Raw genomic sequence first — 17,192 nt, 5'->3', positions numbered from 1 at the left:
TCAATTTCATGGGTATCAAAATGAGACGTCTCCTACTAAACCAGGATCATCCGGAATAATATTGATCCAAGTTTTCCCTGGAATCAACCCTACTTCCTTATCGTTTTTCACTGGTGTAATCCGACCATCCTTACTAACCCATTCTACTTCATTCGCTTTTCCTTTTTGAAGTAAATAACCATTTCCGCCACTTTTCAAGTCGATTTTACGACGCCCTTTATCGTCGATCACTTGATGAGCAGCCTCAATGATCAATATATTATCCAGTAAAATAGGTTTATTCGATTTATGCTCGACTGTTTGCTCTCCATTCGAATAACGTTTATATTTCTCTTCCGTGGCTTCGTATTCATACTGTACATCATACTCGTCTGATCCGTAGGAAACCTCGGTTTTCAATGCCTGTTCCCCTTGAAGTCCAGCTGCCTCTTCCTTTGTAAGGAAAGCATAAGGCTCCGGTGCACCATTCAACTCATATCCCTTTTCCTTTGCACCTTTTTGGATATCCTTAAAGGAGGTGTAGGAATTATGCGGTGCTTTTCGATCTGCCGAACGTTGAAACAAAGTACCATCATAATATAATCCGTTCAAGTTATCAATATACCCTTTGTCCAGCATGGTTTTTGCCTCGGGGCTATTCCCATGACAGACATAGATGCAATCAAGGCCTTTAGCCAATTCGATATAATAGTCCCTTGCACTCCGGATCGGACCGATTTGGCTTGGCATTTCACTTTGGAAGATAGCTAAAAATCTGGTTATGTCACCTTCTGCGAGCATTTCGTAAACCATATCGGCTTCTGAGAGGCCCGATTGTGGGCGTGCTTCCGGATGATTATTAATCATCACTGCTGCAGCCCTTCGTTCACTGCCTGCTTCGGTGGCTACACCTGTAAGTGGAAACTCATTGGAAGGTTCATTTTTCACATCTGTATTTTTGATGACAGCTTGGTCTTTCGGCTTACTGTCATCCGATGCAGGATCTTCTTTAGTCGAACAGCCTGCCAGCAGGAAAATAGCAATAACGATGAAAAGAACTCTCTTAAAATTCATCTTTCCACTCCTCTGATTTATTAGCCATTTCTTCTCTTATATTTTAACGCATTATAGTAGGAAAGAGTATAGTTTTATTCATTACATCATATACTCCTCGCTGGGTCAGCCTTATATATGGCAGATGGGTTGTCGAAAAGAATGAAAGGGTATACACAGGATCGGCGAAGCGATAACCTCTCTCACGCAGTAAATGTTTCAATTCATTTTCTTCTTCTATCAATTCGGGAACCTCCTTGGTGGACATGACTCCCTTTAATTTCAGAGGAAGTTCATGGATCACCTTGCCTTGTTCCGTCAAAATGATTCCACCGCCGATTTCCTTCAGCCGGTTAAATGCCAAATGCATATCCTTTTTCCTTTTACCGATCAGTATGATATCACCTGTATTGGAATAAGAGCCGGCAAAGCCACACAATTTGTCCGCAAACCCTTTTAATATCGTATTGATACGCCATTTCCCTTCGCGATCGATTAGCATGAAAAAGCATTCATCATCCTCAAAGTTCAGTTCTTCATGTCCAACATCATTGGCAAGGGAGTACGGTTTCGTAATTACATTATTGACCAATTCAATTCCAAACGGCATGGAAAATTCAAAATCTTCCTTTAAACTGAGATCCCAATCAAGATCGAGCGGTTTAAAATCGAAATCACTCCATTCGATTTCCTGTTTATCCGGAATGATTTCACCATCCCTTTTAACCCATTTCCCTTTCGCCATTACCGAAACCGGTGCGGGTTCCTTTACATCGGTCAGGAAGTTGATGTTCGCTACCCTTCCCGTGGCAATATTGCCATGAAGGTATTCAATGTTATAATATCGTGCGATGTTGATAGTTGCCATGTTATAAGCATCGATGACCGGAACTCCATGCTCTATCGCTATTTTGATCAAGCAGTCTATGAAACCACCTTCATAAAAGGACGGCGGCGATCCATCTGTCGTATAAAAGAATTTGTCATAGTGGTCGATGCCCAGTTCATGGATTTCCTGTATCAGCTTTGGTAAATCCGGACGGATCGAAGAATGTCTTAACGATACATAATAGCCCTGCAGCAAGCGTGACATGACTTCATCACCTGTCATTGCCTCATGATCACAATCGGCGCCGAACAAGGTCATTTTTGCTAAAGTCTTCTCTGAAGCACCTGGAAAGTGACCTTCTATTTTCTTCCTCATTCGCTTGGCTTCCTGAATCCAGTGCAACATCATGTCATCCCCATCGAGAAGCTTCGGCCATCCTGTTAGTTCCCCGCCCTGTAATACGGCATCATGCTCCAGCCATGATTTAACGGCCCCATGGGAAAAGACCATATCTTCATCGATCAATTCCGTTTGTCCGTCAAAGCGGCTCCACCAATACATTGTTACAGGAATGTTACGTAATTCTTTCAAAAGAGAAAACGCTTTCTTTTTATCTAACTGCAATAGAAACGGCAAGTTATCATTGATCAATGTCGTTGTGCCAAAATGAGATGCATAACGTGAAAAAGAAAGGGGATTATATAATTGAGAAGGGTGTGAATGCGGCTCAATATAACCCGGGACCAAGTACTGGTTTGTACAGTCGACCATTTCACAGCGGTCTATATTATCAGGAAGCTTATCGCCAACATATATGATGCGATCTTCATATATCCATATATTCGCTTTTACCCATTTTCGTAAAGCCTGATTTAAATAAGTCGTATTTTTTAGCAGAATGTGTGGTGCCCTATTGCCATCCAGCACATCTATATGTTCTCTTAGATGTTTATTTTTCCATCTATAGCGCTGTTCAAGCATAAACATTCCCCCATAAGTTATTAGAAACAGATGTATGAAAAAACCATTTTCAATCCAATTTTATTTCATAGTAACATACTTGCCCCATTAGAACAGTAATGTTATCCAGATTATTGTTAAATTTTTGTGAAGGGATGGATTTTATATGAAGTTTAAACAAAATATCAGTATAATAAATGCATTAATGCGAATTACTTGTGGTTTTACATTTCTAACATGGGCTACGGCTAAGATGGTGAAAAAACCATGGAAAAGCCAATCTTATATAATCGTGGTCATGCTTTCTGCCATGAAAATAGGCGAAGGAATCCTCCGTTATTGTCCTGTCGTCGATGCGATGGAAAACGGACAAAACTTGATGACAAAAGAACCAAAACAGGAAAATGAATCTAATCAATCTGATTCATATTAAGTTTTTCTTAAAGAAGAAGCTGACTCCGCTTAGAGTCAGCTTCTTTATATTATGATGAAAAATTGTATTTTATTGCACGGTAGCCAATATCCGTTCGCCAAAATAAGCCGTCTTTCTCAATATGCCCTAACTCTTTGTATACTTCAGCTTGGGCAGAGGCCAAATCTTTCCCTTTTGCAGCAACCAAAAGTACACGTCCGCCATTCGCGATGAAATTCCCCTCGTTATTGAGAGCCGTTCCCGCATGATAAACATGTGCATTCGCATCAATCTTTTCCAAGCCTTTAATGATAGACCCCTTTTTATATTCCCCTGGATATCCATCTGCTGCGACGACCACTCCAAGCACAGCTTCTTCATGCCATTCAAGTTCTAAATCCTCACCAGAAAGAACAGCTTCAAGCGTATCTACGAAATCTGTTTTTAGGCGCGGTAAAACAACTTGCGTTTCCGGATCGCCAAAACGGGCATTGAACTCAATGACTTTTGTGCCTTTTTCAGTAGCGATCAACCCGGCATATAATATTCCTGTAAAACTCCGCTTCTCCGAAATCATCGCATTTACCGTGGGCTTAAGAATCGTTTCGACTGCAGTCTGGATCATTTCATCGGAAATTTGCGGAACCGGTGAGTATGCACCCATTCCACCTGTGTTCGGACCCTGATCTCCATCAAAAACCCGCTTATGATCTTGAGCAATGACCATCGGGTACACCTTTTCCCCATTAACGAATGCCATCAATGAAAATTCCTCGCCATCAAGGAATTCCTCAATAACGACTTTGGCAGATGCTTCCCCGAACTTTGCTCCGACTAGCATATCATGGATGGCGTCTAACGCCTCTTCCATCGTCATAGCAACTACGACACCTTTTCCTGCTGCCAAACCATCCGCTTTTATGACGATGGGGGCACCCATTTTTTCGATATATGCTTTTGCTGAATCATAATCAGAAAAAGTTTCATATTCCGCTGTCGGAATGCTGTAGTTCTTCATTAAATCTTTAGCAAACGATTTACTTCCCTCGATGACTGCAGCACGGCCATTAGGGCCAAATACCTGTAATCCTGCCTCCGTAAAATCATCTGCAAGTCCATTCAACAATGGGGTTTCGGGCCCGATCACCGTTAATGAAACTGCATTCTTCTTTGCAAAGGCAACCAAATCCCGGTGATTGTTTTCATCAATTGGAACAAGAGTCGCTACATCGGTCATCCCTGGATTTCCCGGTGCTGCAAAAACGGTCCCAACCCGTTTACTTTCAAATAGTTTGCGGGCTATTGCATGCTCCCTGCCGCCCCGGCCAATTACTAGTACATTCATTATCGCACCTCATTCTTGATTAATGTTTAAAGTGACGAATTCCTGTAAACACCATCGTAATCCCATATTCATCAGCTTTCTTGATTGAATCCTCGTCTTTAACAGATCCACCAGGCTGAATGATCGCCGTGACGCCCGCTTTCGCTGCCGCTTCTACAGTATCATCCATCGGGAAGAAAGCATCTGATGCCAATGCACTTCCTGTTGCTCTTTCCCCAGCTTGTTCCAGAGCAATTTTTGCAGCTCCCACACGGTTCATTTGGCCTGCGCCGACACCTAATGTCATTTGATCGTTACAAACCACTATTGCATTCGACTTGACATGTTTCACGATTTTCCAGCCAAGTTCCATGGCTTTCCACTCTTCAGGGGTAGGCTCACGTTTCGTTGCCACTTTTACCTCTGCATCCTTTAAGCTATGTGCATCCTGATCTTGAATAAGTAATCCGCCTTCAATGGATGTCAATTTACGTTCAGGCTTTTTAACCGCGTCGAAATCGATCGTTAATAAACGGAGGTTTTTCTTGCTTGTCAATACTTCCACTGCCTCTTGTGTAAACCCAGGGGCAATGATGATTTCAAGGAAAATTTCATGAAGCTTTTCCGCAGTCGCCTTATCGACTTCACGGTTCAAAGCGATGATTCCACCGAAAATGGAAGTGGCATCTGCCTCATAAGCTTTTTCATATGCTTCCAAAATGGTCGCACCGACACCGACGCCGCAAGGATTCATATGTTTGACTGCAACTGCAGCCGGCTCATTGAATTCTTTAACGATTTGAAGTGCTGCATCAGCATCATTAATGTTGTTGTATGAAAGTTCTTTCCCATGTAATTGATTCGCTTCTGCAATAGAGAAAACGGAACCAAGCGGTTTTTTATAGAATGCGGCTTTTTGATGTGGATTTTCCCCATAACGAAGCGACTGTTTCAATTCATAGGTAACAGTCAATGATTCAGGATTTTCTTCATCGGCAAGCTCTGTCATGTACTCTGAAATAACGGCATCATATGCTGCTGTATGACGGAAAACTTTTGCAGCCAGGCGGCGATTCGTGGTTTTTGATACCCCGCCGTTTTGTTTCAGCTCAGCCAATACGGTAGGATAATCATTGGAATCAACGATAACAGTCACATATTCGTGGTTTTTAGCAGAAGAACGAAGCATTGTCGGTCCACCGATATCGATGTTTTCAATAGCATCTTCCACAGTGACTTCCGGTTTGGAAATAGTCGCTTGGAATGGATATAGGTTCACACAGACAAGTTGAATGGGTTCAATATTATGCTCTGCAAGCTGTGCTGCGTGATTTTTGTCATCATGTTTTGCCAACACTGCTCCATGGACATTCGGGTGAAGCGTTTTAACACGTCCATCCAATATTTCCGGGAAACCGGTGACGTCACTGATTCCAATTACCTCAATCCCATTATCCTGCAGCGTTTTTTTGGTACCGCCTGTAGAAATGATTTCAAAACCTGCTTCAATTAAACCTTGAGCAAATTCTACGATACCTGTTTTATCCGATACACTAATTAATGCACGTTTCTTCATGTTATGTTGGTCCCTCCATTAAGTAAGTTTCTTGTGGCATAGCTCCTGCAAAACTGACGGATATAGGTCATGCTCCATTTCCTGAATCCTTTTTTGAAGGATGTCTTTCGTATCCCCCTCAAGAATTGGCACTGCTTTTTGGGCAATGACCGGTCCTGTGTCCATTCCATCATCAACGTAATGAACCGTTACCCCGGTTTCCTTCACCCCGGCATCAAAAGCCTGGCCAATTGCATCCTTGCCTGGAAAACTAGGCAGAAGTGAAGGGTGGATATTCACAATCCTCTGTGAATACTTTTGTAATAATGTCGGTCCGATCAAACGCATATAACCAGCCAGAATGATAAATTCTATCTCATATTGGCGAAGTTTTTCCAGGATTTCCGATTCATACTCAGTCTTGTTGGAGTAATTTTTCGCTGAAAAGGAGAAAGAATCAATATTCTCAAGCTTAGCCCTCTCAAGCACATATGCATCTTCACGATCGCAAACGACAAGACAGATTTCCGCCTCCAACTTCCCCCTTTTTATTGCTTCAGCAATTGATTGAAAATTACTACCGTTACCTGATGCAAAGACAGCAAGGCGTTTCATTATTTGAACGACACTCCATTTCCATCCACAACCGTTCCAATAACTGAGGCTTCTTCACCGCAAGACCGCAGGTGGGCTAGCACATCGGATGCCACTTCTTTTTTCACGACAGCCGTCATTCCAATTCCCATATTGAAGATATTGAACATTTCCTCTTTTACAAGGTTCCCTTTTTCTTCAAGGAATGAGAATATAGTTGGAATTTCCCAGCTTCCAAGCTCGATTTCAACACCGCATCCTTCAGGAAGAATACGCGGAATATTCTCGATGAATCCTCCACCTGTGATATGGGCAAGACCATTAACCTCAAATTTTTCCAACGTCGATAAAACGGACTTCACATAGATTTTTGTCGGTTTTAATAATTCCTCTCCCAACTTGCAATCCAATTCCGGCACGAAGTCATGAAGCCCCATGCCTGAGTCTTCAAGAAGAATTTTACGAACAAGGGAATACCCATTACTGTGGATGCCGCTTGAAGCGAGTCCAATAACGACATCACCAGCCGAGATTGCTTCACCAGTAATAAGACGTGATTTTTCAACGGCACCTACAGTAAAACCTGCCACATCGTATTCTTCCGTCTCGTACATGCCTGGCATTTCAGCCGTTTCTCCGCCGATTAAAGCACAGCCCGCCTGCTCACAGCCATCTGCAATTCCTTTGACGATCATTTCAATTCTTTCGGGATCTGCTTTACCGCAGGCAATATAATCTAAAAAGTATAAAGGTGCAGCACCTTGAACGACAACATCATTGACGCACATAGCTACACAATCCACTCCAATTGTATCGTGTTTATCCATCATGAACGCCAATAAAAGTTTTGTACCCACTCCATCCGTACCTGAAATGAGCACAGGTTCTTTAAGGTTCAAGGAAGATAAATCAAACATGCCGCCGAAACCGCCCAGACCATTCATTACTTCTGGACGAAATGTGCGCTTTACATGTTTTTTCATTCGATTTACCGCTTCATAACCAGCCTCGATATCCACACCAGCCTGTTTATATGCATTAGCCATTTGAAATCCTCCTCCGAAAATCAATCATCATTGCCGACTTGATTAACATTTTGTTTTTTCTCGTTCGTATTCAAAAATTTCAGTCGGATAATTTCCGGTGAAACAAGCTAGGCATGAACCGCGCGTTTCTCCAGGAAACGGTCGTCCAATAGCTTCGACCATACCTTCGACACTTAAAAAAGTTAAGGAATCAGCACCGATGATTTCCCTTATTTCCTCCACCGATTTAGAGCTCGCGATCAGTTCTTCCTTTTTAGACGTGTCTATGCCATAAAAACATGGATTCTTGATCGGTGGTGAGCTGATAACTACATGCACTTCTTTTGCCCCGGCATCTTTTAACATGCGGACAATCCTTCTGCTCGTTGTCCCACGGACGATTGAATCATCAACCATTATGACCCGCTTACCTTCCACTACCCCTCTTACAGGTGATAGTTTCATTTTCACGCCTTGTTCACGCAAACTTTGTGATGGCTGAATGAATGTCCGTCCAACATAACGATTCTTTATTAAACCCATTTCATAGGGAATGCCTGCAGCTTCAGCATAGCCAATCGCTGCCGAGATGCTGGAATCAGGTACACCTGTAACTACATCGGCTTCAATTTTAGTTTCCAGTGCCATTTGCTTACCAAGGTTTTTTCGTGCCGTATGAACATTGATTCCATCAATGTTGCTATCCGGACGGGAAAAATACACGTATTCCATCGTGCACATTGCCTGTTGACTGGAAAGCGAAAAGTACTCGGATGTGATTCCCTCATCATTAATGACAACGAGTTCACCCGGCTCAATATCGCGGATGAATTCTGCTCCTACAATGTCAAGGGCACATGTTTCTGATGCAGCGAAATAGGCATCGCCTATTTTCCCCAAGGAAAGCGGGCGGAAGCCATGCGGATCTCTTGCCATGATCATTTGGTTTTCGGTCATGATGACAAAGGCATAGGCTCCCTTCAGCATGCTTAAACTGTTCTTCACGGAATCTCTTACATCAGAGTAGCCAGAGCGTTTAATCAGATGTGCCAGAACTTCCGTATCAGATGTCGTTTGAAAAATGCTTCCCTGTCCTTCTAGCTGTGCTTTTAACTGATGGGCATTGACGATATTCCCATTATGAGCAAGGGCCAGCCCTCCTGTATGCGAATTGAACAGGAAAGGCTGAACATTTTGATACCCGCCGCCGCCTGCCGTTGTATAACGGACATGGCCGATTGCCGCTTTTCCGGTACCGGAAAGTGCCTGCATTTTTTCGGCAGTGAAAATCTCTGTGACAAGTCCTTCGCCCTTTGAGATGGACATCTGCTCACCATCCGTCACGACGATGCCTGCTCCCTCTTGACCACGATGTTGCAAGCTATGCAAACCGTAGTAAGCAAGCTGTGCAGCATCGGGGTGTCCCCAGACTCCAACAACACCACACTCTTCGTTTAGGCTTCTTATTTCAGCAAGCATGGTATGGCTCCCTTCCAAGCTGTTTGTAAATCTTCAACGTCCGCTTCCAATACTTTACTATCACTTGTTGCCACGACTAATTTATTATCTGTCGTTACTGAGCCTATGCATATCGCATCTTCAACAAGTGCTTCAAATGCCGTTTGGTTTTCAGGACTGATGGACAGTAGGAATCGTGATTGCGTTTCACTGAATAATTCGGATACCGGTTCACCGGATATATTCACTTTTGCGCCAAGTTTGCTAGCCCCGAATAAAGATTCAGCTAAAGCCACTGCCAGACCGCCTTCCGAAAGGTCATGGGCAGATGCAACAAGTCCTTTTTGGATTGCAGTTAGAATCTGCTGCTGACGTTTTTGTTCAACGGCCAAATCAAGTTCTGGAGCGCGTCCAAAGATTTTACCCTCGAGCATTTTCTGTAATTCACTGCCTCCGAATTCAACTTTCGCTTCGCCGACCACGTAAATCAAATCGGATTCATTTTTAAAAGTTTGTGTTGTGATGTGCTGAAGGTCACTGACTAATCCAACCATCCCAACTACAGGTGTCGGGTAAATCGCTTCACCATTCGTTTCATTGTAAAGGGAAACATTTCCGCCAATTACAGGAGTACTTAAGCTTCTGCACGCTTCACTCATACCGTCTGCCGCTTTTTCCAATTGCCAAAATATTTCAGGTTTTTCTGGGTTTCCAAAATTCAAGCAATCCGTGATCGCTAAAGGTTCAGCACCCGAGCAAATGATGTTACGGGCAGCTTCAGCCACTGCGATTTTGCCGCCTGTTTCAGGATCTAAATAAATAAAGCGGGAGTTGCAATCCGTCGTCATGGCAAGGGCCTTATTCGTACCCCGTACACGCACTACTGCAGCATCCGATCCAGGTGAAACGACTGTATTCGTGCGAACCATATAATCATATTGGTCGTAGACCCATTCCTTACTCGAAATTGTCGGTTGCTTCAATAGTGATACCAATGTTTCTTTATAATCTCCAATGACCGGCACTTCTGCCGTCATGCTTTGGAAGTCACGGAAATATTGCGGTTCTGCAGATGGCTTGTGATAAATCGGAGCTTCTTCAGCCAGTGCATCAACAGGAACCTCAGCAACGATTTCACCTTGATGGGAAAGAGTTAGATTTTTATCATCCGTTACTTCTCCAACAGCGACCGCTTCTAGGTCATATTTCGTAAACAAGTCAACGATTTCCTGCTCGCGTCCCTTAGTGACAACGATCAGCATCCGCTCTTGTGATTCAGAAAGCATCATTTCATATGCTGTCATTCCCGTTTCACGCTGCGGTACCAAATCAAGGTTCATTTTTATTCCTGAGCCAGCTTTACTCGCCATCTCGGCAGATGAGCTTGTAAGACCTGCTGCTCCCATATCCTGAATGCCAACAAGGGCATCATTTTGAATCAATTCAAGGCATGCTTCCAATAGCAGTTTCTCCATGAATGGATCGCCTACTTGTACGGCAGGGCGTTTTTCTTCAGAAGACTCTGATAGCTCCTCAGATGCAAATGTTGCTCCATGAATGCCATCACGTCCAGTTTTGGCACCCACATACATCACTGTGTTGCCCACTCCATGCGCTTGGCCTTTTTTAATGTCCTTATGGTCGATCAAACCGACACACATGGCATTGACTAGAGGGTTTCCTTCATACGATGGATCAAATTGAATTTCTCCGCCGACAGTTGGAATTCCGATACAATTCCCGTATCCTGCAATCCCTGCAACCACTTCTTTAAATAAATATTTCACGCGATCATTGTCTAGCTCACCGAAGCGAAGCGAGTTCAACATCGCGATCGGACGTGCACCCATGGAGAAAACATCACGGATAATACCGCCGACACCAGTAGCAGCACCTTGATAAGGTTCTATTGCCGAAGGGTGGTTATGACTTTCTATTTTAAAAACGACAGCCTGATCGTCACCGATATCAACGATACCTGCTCCTTCACCAGGACCTTGCAGCACTTTCTCCCCTGTAATCGGGAACTTCCTTAAGATGGGTTTTGAATTTTTGTAGGAACAATGCTCTGACCACATAACTGAAAACAATCCAGTTTCCGTATAATTCGGCAGTCTGCCTAAGATTTTCTCCACCATTGCAAATTCATCATCGGATAGTCCCATAGTTGCGTACAATCGATCCGATTTAATTTTTTCCGGACTTGGTTCAAGCTGTAATAACATGTGATTCCCTCCAGTTTTTTACGATGGATTGAAAAATCTTTAAGCCGTCTTTACTGCCAAGCAGCGAATCAACAGCACGTTCGGGATGAGGCATCATTCCGAGGACATTTCCTTGTTCATTTGTAATTCCCGCTATTTGTTCCAAGCTTCCGTTTGGATTTTCACCATCATAAGTGAACAAGATGCGGTTATTTCGTTTTAATTCAGCCAATGTTTCATTATCGCAGTAGTAATTCCCTTCACCATGGGCAACCGGGATCGTAATCGTTTCATTTAATTCATATCCTGTCGTGAACATCGATTGATTATTTTCAACCTTCAATGCTACATTGCGGCAAATGAATTTCAAGCCTTCATTACGGCGCATCGCTCCAGGTAAAAGTCCTGCTTCTAGTAAAATCTGAAAACCATTGCAGACACCCAAGACAGGCTTTCCTGCTTGTGCCGCTTTTACGACTTCAGCCATTACATTCGAAAATCGTGCAATTGCTCCAGAGCGTAAATAGTCTCCATAAGAGAAACCTCCAGGAAGGAGAATCCCATCATACTGATCGAGATTGTCTGTAGAGTGCCAAACATACTCCACTTCTTCCCCCAGTGCATCCTTTATCGCATGGTACATATCGACATCACAATTGGAGCCAGGGAAAACTATGACAGCAAATTTCATTGGGTGATAACCTCCTCAACATCATAACGGTAAGCTTCAATTACCGTATTGGCCAATAGCTTTTCACACATTTCCTTCACAAGTTGATCTAAATCACGATCCGTATCCTTAATTGTAAGTTCAATGTATTTCCCCACTCGAACATCACTGACTTCGTTATATGTCAAGCTATGAAGTGATTGTTGCACTGCTGCTCCCTGTGGATCTAGTACACTTTCGCGTAGTGTGATATATACCTTAACCTTATACATGTTGAGTACCCTCCAACTTTGCTAGTATTTTTTCGTAAGCATCTGTTAAACTGCCTAAATCACGGCGGAATACATCTTTGTCTAATTTTTCGTTCGTGTTAATATCCCATAATCGGCAGGTATCAGGTGAAATTTCATCTGCCAGCAGAATGTCTCCATTCGGGGTTTTGCCGAACTCTAATTTAAAATCAATTAATTTAATGTCCAACTCTTTAAAGAAGGAAGTTAGGACGATACTGATTTCTTGTGCCTTTTCTTTTAAAATCGCTACATCTTCCTTGCTTGCAAGTTCCAATTCTTCAATATGGTCTTCCGTTAACAGAGGATCTCCGAGCTCGTCGTCTTTATAGTAAAACTCAATCAGCGTTTTCTTGAGCGGCTGGCCTTCTTCAATGCCCGTCCTTTTAGAAAAACTGCCGGCAGCCGTATTTCTGACAACGACTTCAAGCGGAATGATGGATACCCTTTTGACTAGCTGCTCCCGGTCGGAAAGCATTTCAATGAAATGGGACGGGATATTCTCTTGGGCAAGCTTTGAAAATAGTAAGCTAGTAATTTGATTATTCAACTTACCTTTTCCAGCAATCTCTGACTTCTTCCCACCATTGAACGCTGTTGCGGAATCCTTGTATTCCACCCATACTATTTCACTGTTGTCCGTTGCAAAAATCTGTTTCGCTTTTCCTTCATACAACAATTCTCGTTTTTCCATCTGTCAAGACCCCCACATTGTGAATATTATGAATCTTCCTGCCGTTGATCAGGCTTGGCAAACATATCACCATTAGAGGTGCCATGTTTGCCGCCTTCACTTTTATAAACCTAAACGATCAAAGATTACATCAACATTTTTCAGGTGATGTGTAGGATCGAAACAATCATCAAGTTCTTCTTTCGTAAGCAAGCTTGTGATTTTATCATCCTTTTCGATCAGGCTTCTGAATGGAACCTGAAGCTCCCATGCTTCCATCGCTTTCGGCTGAACCGTATCATAAGCTTCTTCACGGACAAGTCCTTTATCGATAAGGGAGAGCAGCACACGTTGTGAGAAAATCAATCCCAGCGTACGGTCCATATTGCGTTTCATATTTTCTGGATAAACGGTCAAGTTCTTCACTATGTTGCTGAAACGGTTCAGCATGTAGTTTAATGCGATCGTTGCATCGGGCAAGATGATGCGCTCAGCAGAAGAATGCGAAATGTCACGTTCATGCCATAATGGCACATTCTCATATGCTGTCATCATATAACCGCGGATTACACGAGCCATACCCGTCATATTTTCAGAACCGATTGGATTCCGTTTATGAGGCATTGCCGAAGATCCTTTTTGCCCTTTTGCAAAGAATTCTTCCACTTCGCGTGTTTCACTTTTTTGCAAGCCGCGAATTTCCACTGCGAACTTTTCAATTGATGTCGCAATTAAAGCCAATGTGCTCATATAATGTGCGTGGCGATCGCGTTGCAATGTTTGTGTTGAAATTGGCGCTGCTTCAAGGCCAAGCTTTTCACAAACGTATTTTTCAACGAACGGGTCGATGTTTGCGTAGGTTCCGACAGCTCCAGAGATTTTCCCAACCTCTATGTTCTTTCTAGCTTCTTCAAAACGTTCTACGTTGCGTTTCATTTCTTGATACCAAAGAGCCAGTTTCAACCCAAAAGTGGTCGGTTCAGCATGAACTCCATGTGTACGTCCCATTTGAACCGTGTATTTATGTTCTTTCGCTTTATTTTTCAGGATCTCCACGAAATTATTTAAATCCTTGGCAAGGATCTCATTCGCTTGCTTTATCACATATGAAAGAGCTGTATCCACCACATCAGTAGAAGTCAGTCCGTAATGGACCCATTTCCGTTCTTCACCCAATGTTTCAGAAACCGCACGTGTAAAAGCAACAACATCGTGGCGTGTATCTTTTTCGATTTCATTGATACGGTCCACATCGAATGTAGCATTTTCGCGAAGAAGCTTCACATCTTCTTTTGGAATGACACCTAGTTCAGACCATGCTTCACAAGCTAAGATTTCAACTTCCAACCACGCATTAAAGCGGTTCTTTTCTGTCCAAATGTTTCCCATTTCTGGGCGGGTATAACGTTCAATCATTTTACTTCCTCCGTTTCAACCTGTTGATTCCATATTTTGCTTCGATCACTTTCCAAAAGAGCTTCCTCAATCGTTGGACGTAAAATATTCACATGACCCATTTTCCGCTTAAGCTTGGCTTCTTTCTTACCGTAAAGGTGAACCTTCCAATCTGAAAGCGTCGGAATTTCATCCATTAAGGGCCCGATATGCTCACCAAGGATGTTTATCATTACAACAGGCTTCAATAACGCGGTATTTCCGAGAGGCCAATTGCAGACAGCCCTTATATGCTGTTCAAACTGTGAAGTCTCACATGCCTCCATTGTATAATGGCCTGAGTTATGAGGTCTTGGCGCTAATTCATTAATGATGATATCATCCTGAGCGGTTAAAAACATCTCGACTGCCAATGTCCCCACCAAATCAAGTTTCTCTGCAAGCTGCAAAGCTTCATTAATAGCTTTCCGTTCAGCTTGTTGACTAATACGGGCTGGAACAATGCTTTTATGAAGAATGTTTTCAATATGAATGTTTTCCGCAATCGGAAAATGACTTGTCTCGCCATCCGCCTTACGCGTCACGATGATGGATATTTCTTTTACGAAAGGAATCCAGGCTTCCAGCACACATACACCTGTTTTGAGCAGGGATTCAGCCTTTTTGATATCGGCTTCTTCCTTAATGACCAACTGCCCTTTTCCATCATAACCGCCCCGCGTCGTTTTTAACACACTAGGGTACCCTAATTTCTCTATATGAAGGTAAATTTCTGAAATATCCTGTATTTCCTGATATGGAGCAACGGAAGCCCCTGCATCAGATATGGCTTTTTTTTCAGTCAATCTATCCTGTGTCAGCTTTAATAATTCTGAGCCCTGTGGAAGAAATGCATGTTGCTTTAACCAATCCAAGGCTTGTGAGCTGATATTTTCAAACTCGTATGTTATGACATCACTGACGTCAGCTAACCTTTTCAATGCTTCGATATCATCATAAGCACCAGTGATTTCAATATCCGCCACTTGAGCACATGGACCTTCTGCAGTCGGCTCAAGGACCGCTATCTTAAAGCCCGATGCCTTAGCCGACAAGGCCATCATCCTGCCCAATTGCCCACCGCCGATAATTCCAATGGTCTGTCCCGGTAAAATGATTGTATTATTTAAGTTGTTCACTGCTCTGTAACACCTTTTCTCTGGTTTCGTCTCGTAAGGCCTCTAACCTATCAGCAATGTCAGAATCAAAAGCCGCTAATATTTGCGCCGCCAACAAACCGGCATTGACTGCGCCGGCTTTTCCGATCGCAACCGTTGCAACCGGTACGCCACCAGGCATTTGAACAATCGATAATAACGAATCCATCCCATTTAATGCCTTCGACTGTATTGGCACGCCAATAACAGGGACAATCGTTTTAGCGGCGGTCATACCTGGAAGATGTGCAGCCCCGCCTGCACCGGCAATAATCACTTTAATATCTCTATCTTTTGCACTCTCTGCATATTCAAATAGTAAATCCGGCGTCCGGTGGGCGGAAACGACTCTTTTTTCATAGGGAATCTCAAGCTGTTCCAATGATTCACAAGCGTATTTCATCGTTTCCCAATCCGAGACACTTCCCATAATAACCCCAACTTGCGGTTTCATATCATCTTTCCCTCCAACACTCATATTATGGCGTCCCGAGTATGCAGACGGACGCTTATCATTTATCTTTAAACATGTAAATTAAAAAACCGGACAGGTTGCTTCCTCATCGAGAAAGCAACCTGTCCGGAAAAGAAAGCCCTTTTGCAAAAAGTACAAAAAGACTTGGCTAATTTCCGAAATAGTCAGATGCTTTTCTCATAGTCCGATGATTTACGGTCATCAGGTAGAAACTTTTGGGCCATATCCCCATGATTATATGAGATGTATTAATGTAACTTCATCTTACCTTCCGGACATTTTAATGTCAAGTTAAAATCGAATATTTTTACATGATATTAATTAATCGTTCGTGTTTTACTCAATTAATTTTGCTTCGAATACAATTTTTCGATCAACTGGCACATAATGGACTTTGCCATTCTCGATTCTCTCGGCAAAGATAGGCTCTTCCGTTCGCCTTACAGGAAAGTAACCTGCCGCTTTAATTCGATCTAAACATGCATCAATCGTCTCGCCCTCGATAACTTCAAACTTTTCCTTACTCTTTTTACTCACAATACCGATCCCTTCATAGTTCTATTTTGTCCTTGCATATTATCAATAATAAATTCTTCCTAGTATAATGAAAAGCACAAGTAAAGACAAGAATACATTTGAATAAAATCGATTACTTTATAATGGAAGGTCCGTAATGCCTCAGAATATGATATCCCTGCCTTCCGTAAAAGCACCACACTCATAAACTATGCATCCCCTTCAATATCCTATCCTTCTCCCCCTCCTGAATTACTAGAGCCTGTTTCATGATATTAACCCCTGCTTCATGATCGGTACATATTCGTATCTTACTCCCATGAATTATTTCAATTCAAGTTAGACCGATTATATAAGAAAGCTGTTGGAAATAAATTAACCTACAGGCCGATTTAGATGTTAATTTACGTCACTCCTCCCTGAAGCTGAAAATATCGCAATGCAAAAAAAGACCAGCCGGATGGCTGATCTTTTTAAATGGCTTGGCGGCGTCCTACTCTCACAGGGGGAAACCCCCAACTACCATCGGCGCTGAAGAGCTTAACTGCCGTGTTCGGAATGGGAACGGGTGTGACCTCTTCGCT

The 17,192-nt window shown here is 42.8% G+C and carries 16 protein-coding genes, 1 rRNA gene and 1 riboswitch; of the genes, 1 reads left to right on the top strand and 16 read right to left on the bottom strand.

Going from position 1 to position 17,192, the window contains the following annotated elements; all coding sequences use genetic code 11:
- Positions 1–15 precede the first annotated feature (15 nt).
- Together ACIQYG_RS12775 and ACIQYG_RS12770 are read right to left on the bottom strand one after the other, a co-directional pair.
- Positions 16–1,053 carry a DUF3048 domain-containing protein gene (locus ACIQYG_RS12775; protein WP_402838528.1) on the bottom strand — a complete coding sequence of 346 codons (1,038 nt, stop codon included), beginning with the start codon at positions 1,051–1,053 and terminating at the stop codon, positions 16–18.
- A 43-nt stretch (positions 1,054–1,096) separates the two neighbouring features.
- Positions 1,097–2,842, bottom strand: a complete 1,746-nt coding sequence (locus ACIQYG_RS12770; RefSeq protein ID WP_402838527.1) for an adenine deaminase C-terminal domain-containing protein — start codon at positions 2,840–2,842, stop codon at positions 1,097–1,099.
- A gap of 145 nt (positions 2,843–2,987) precedes the next feature.
- Between ACIQYG_RS12770 and ACIQYG_RS12765 the strand changes: the two genes are divergently transcribed.
- A complete protein-coding gene (locus tag ACIQYG_RS12765; RefSeq protein WP_402838525.1) occupies positions 2,988–3,254 on the top strand; it encodes a YgaP-like transmembrane domain in 267 nt (88 codons plus the stop codon).
- Positions 3,255–3,303: 49 nt separating this feature from the next.
- Here the strand turns inward: ACIQYG_RS12765 and purD are convergent, their stop codons facing one another.
- From purD to rrf, 14 genes are all read right to left on the bottom strand, one after another.
- Positions 3,304–4,578: a phosphoribosylamine--glycine ligase gene (gene purD, locus ACIQYG_RS12760; protein WP_402838523.1), complete on the bottom strand. Its 1,275-nt coding sequence runs from the start codon at positions 4,576–4,578 to the stop codon at positions 3,304–3,306.
- Positions 4,579–4,597: 19 nt separating this feature from the next.
- Positions 4,598–6,133, bottom strand: a complete 1,536-nt coding sequence (purH, locus tag ACIQYG_RS12755; protein ID WP_063595367.1) for a bifunctional phosphoribosylaminoimidazolecarboxamide formyltransferase/IMP cyclohydrolase — start codon at positions 6,131–6,133, stop codon at positions 4,598–4,600.
- Between the two features lie 18 nt (positions 6,134–6,151).
- A complete protein-coding gene (gene purN / locus ACIQYG_RS12750) occupies positions 6,152–6,727 on the bottom strand; it encodes a phosphoribosylglycinamide formyltransferase (RefSeq protein ID WP_402838521.1) in 576 nt (191 codons plus the stop codon).
- A complete protein-coding gene (purM, locus tag ACIQYG_RS12745) occupies positions 6,727–7,752 on the bottom strand; it encodes a phosphoribosylformylglycinamidine cyclo-ligase (protein ID WP_098370360.1) in 1,026 nt (341 codons plus the stop codon). Before purM ends, purN begins: the two co-directional genes overlap by 1 nt.
- A 42-nt stretch (positions 7,753–7,794) precedes the next feature.
- A complete protein-coding gene (gene purF, locus ACIQYG_RS12740) occupies positions 7,795–9,210 on the bottom strand; it encodes an amidophosphoribosyltransferase (RefSeq protein WP_192207627.1) in 1,416 nt (471 codons plus the stop codon).
- Positions 9,195–11,414, bottom strand: a complete 2,220-nt coding sequence (gene purL / locus ACIQYG_RS12735; protein WP_402838517.1) for a phosphoribosylformylglycinamidine synthase subunit PurL — start codon at positions 11,412–11,414, stop codon at positions 9,195–9,197. The genes purF and purL overlap by 16 nt, the downstream gene beginning before the upstream one ends.
- Positions 11,398–12,084, bottom strand: a complete 687-nt coding sequence (gene purQ, locus ACIQYG_RS12730) for a phosphoribosylformylglycinamidine synthase subunit PurQ (protein WP_402838516.1) — start codon at positions 12,082–12,084, stop codon at positions 11,398–11,400. The genes purL and purQ overlap by 17 nt, the downstream gene beginning before the upstream one ends.
- A complete protein-coding gene (purS, locus tag ACIQYG_RS12725) occupies positions 12,081–12,335 on the bottom strand; it encodes a phosphoribosylformylglycinamidine synthase subunit PurS (protein WP_034306118.1) in 255 nt (84 codons plus the stop codon). Before purS ends, purQ begins: the two co-directional genes overlap by 4 nt.
- Positions 12,328–13,047, bottom strand: coding sequence for a phosphoribosylaminoimidazolesuccinocarboxamide synthase (gene purC / locus ACIQYG_RS12720; RefSeq protein WP_402838513.1), 720 nt, complete (start codon positions 13,045–13,047; stop codon positions 12,328–12,330). The genes purS and purC overlap by 8 nt, the downstream gene beginning before the upstream one ends.
- 102 nt (positions 13,048–13,149) lie before the next feature.
- Positions 13,150–14,442, bottom strand: coding sequence for an adenylosuccinate lyase (gene purB, locus ACIQYG_RS12715; protein WP_402838511.1), 1,293 nt, complete (start codon positions 14,440–14,442; stop codon positions 13,150–13,152).
- Positions 14,439–15,599, bottom strand: coding sequence for a 5-(carboxyamino)imidazole ribonucleotide synthase (gene purK, locus ACIQYG_RS12710; RefSeq protein ID WP_402838509.1), 1,161 nt, complete (start codon positions 15,597–15,599; stop codon positions 14,439–14,441). Before purK ends, purB begins: the two co-directional genes overlap by 4 nt.
- Positions 15,583–16,071, bottom strand: a complete 489-nt coding sequence (purE, locus tag ACIQYG_RS12705; RefSeq protein WP_252279620.1) for a 5-(carboxyamino)imidazole ribonucleotide mutase — start codon at positions 16,069–16,071, stop codon at positions 15,583–15,585. Before purE ends, purK begins: the two co-directional genes overlap by 17 nt.
- 181 nt (positions 16,072–16,252) lie before the next feature.
- Positions 16,253–16,354: riboswitch (purine riboswitch) on the bottom strand.
- Between the two features lie 74 nt (positions 16,355–16,428).
- Entirely contained in the window at positions 16,429–16,629 is a 201-nt protein-coding gene (locus ACIQYG_RS12700; RefSeq protein ID WP_095390347.1) for an NETI motif-containing protein, read from the bottom strand.
- A 459-nt stretch (positions 16,630–17,088) separates the two neighbouring features.
- A 5S ribosomal RNA gene (rrf, locus tag ACIQYG_RS12695) occupies positions 17,089–17,192 on the bottom strand; the annotation flags it as partial.

It is taken from the genome of Peribacillus sp. NPDC096622 (assembly GCF_044762665.1).
Taxonomy (GTDB): domain Bacteria; phylum Bacillota; class Bacilli; order Bacillales; family DSM-1321; genus Peribacillus; species Peribacillus frigoritolerans_B.
The sequence above is the reverse complement of the archived record's forward strand: the minus strand, read 5'-3'. Positions and strand labels throughout refer to the sequence as shown.

Excerpts from the sequence above, each read along its gene's own strand:
- ACIQYG_RS12775 (WP_402838528.1), bottom strand. The coding sequence starts at position 1,053 with ATGAATTTTAAGAGAGTTCTTTTCATCGTTATTGCTATTTTCCTGCTG.
- ACIQYG_RS12770 (WP_402838527.1), bottom strand. The coding sequence starts at position 2,842 with ATGCTTGAACAGCGCTATAGATGGAAAAATAAACATCTAAGAGAACAT.
- ACIQYG_RS12765 (WP_402838525.1), top strand. The coding sequence starts at position 2,988 with ATGAAGTTTAAACAAAATATCAGTATAATAAATGCATTAATGCGAATT.
- purD (WP_402838523.1), bottom strand. The coding sequence starts at position 4,578 with ATGAATGTACTAGTAATTGGCCGGGGCGGCAGGGAGCATGCAATAGCC.
- purH (WP_063595367.1), bottom strand. The coding sequence starts at position 6,133 with ATGAAGAAACGTGCATTAATTAGTGTATCGGATAAAACAGGTATCGTA.
- purN (WP_402838521.1), bottom strand. The coding sequence starts at position 6,727 with ATGAAACGCCTTGCTGTCTTTGCATCAGGTAACGGTAGTAATTTTCAA.
- purM (WP_098370360.1), bottom strand. The coding sequence starts at position 7,752 with ATGGCTAATGCATATAAACAGGCTGGTGTGGATATCGAGGCTGGTTAT.
- purF (WP_192207627.1), bottom strand. The coding sequence starts at position 9,210 with ATGCTTGCTGAAATAAGAAGCCTAAACGAAGAGTGTGGTGTTGTTGGA.
- purL (WP_402838517.1), bottom strand. The coding sequence starts at position 11,414 with ATGTTATTACAGCTTGAACCAAGTCCGGAAAAAATTAAATCGGATCGA.
- purQ (WP_402838516.1), bottom strand. The coding sequence starts at position 12,084 with ATGAAATTTGCTGTCATAGTTTTCCCTGGCTCCAATTGTGATGTCGAT.
- purS (WP_034306118.1), bottom strand. The coding sequence starts at position 12,335 with ATGTATAAGGTTAAGGTATATATCACACTACGCGAAAGTGTACTAGAT.
- purC (WP_402838513.1), bottom strand. The coding sequence starts at position 13,047 with ATGGAAAAACGAGAATTGTTGTATGAAGGAAAAGCGAAACAGATTTTT.
- purB (WP_402838511.1), bottom strand. The coding sequence starts at position 14,442 with ATGATTGAACGTTATACCCGCCCAGAAATGGGAAACATTTGGACAGAA.
- purE (WP_252279620.1), bottom strand. The coding sequence starts at position 16,071 with ATGAAACCGCAAGTTGGGGTTATTATGGGAAGTGTCTCGGATTGGGAA.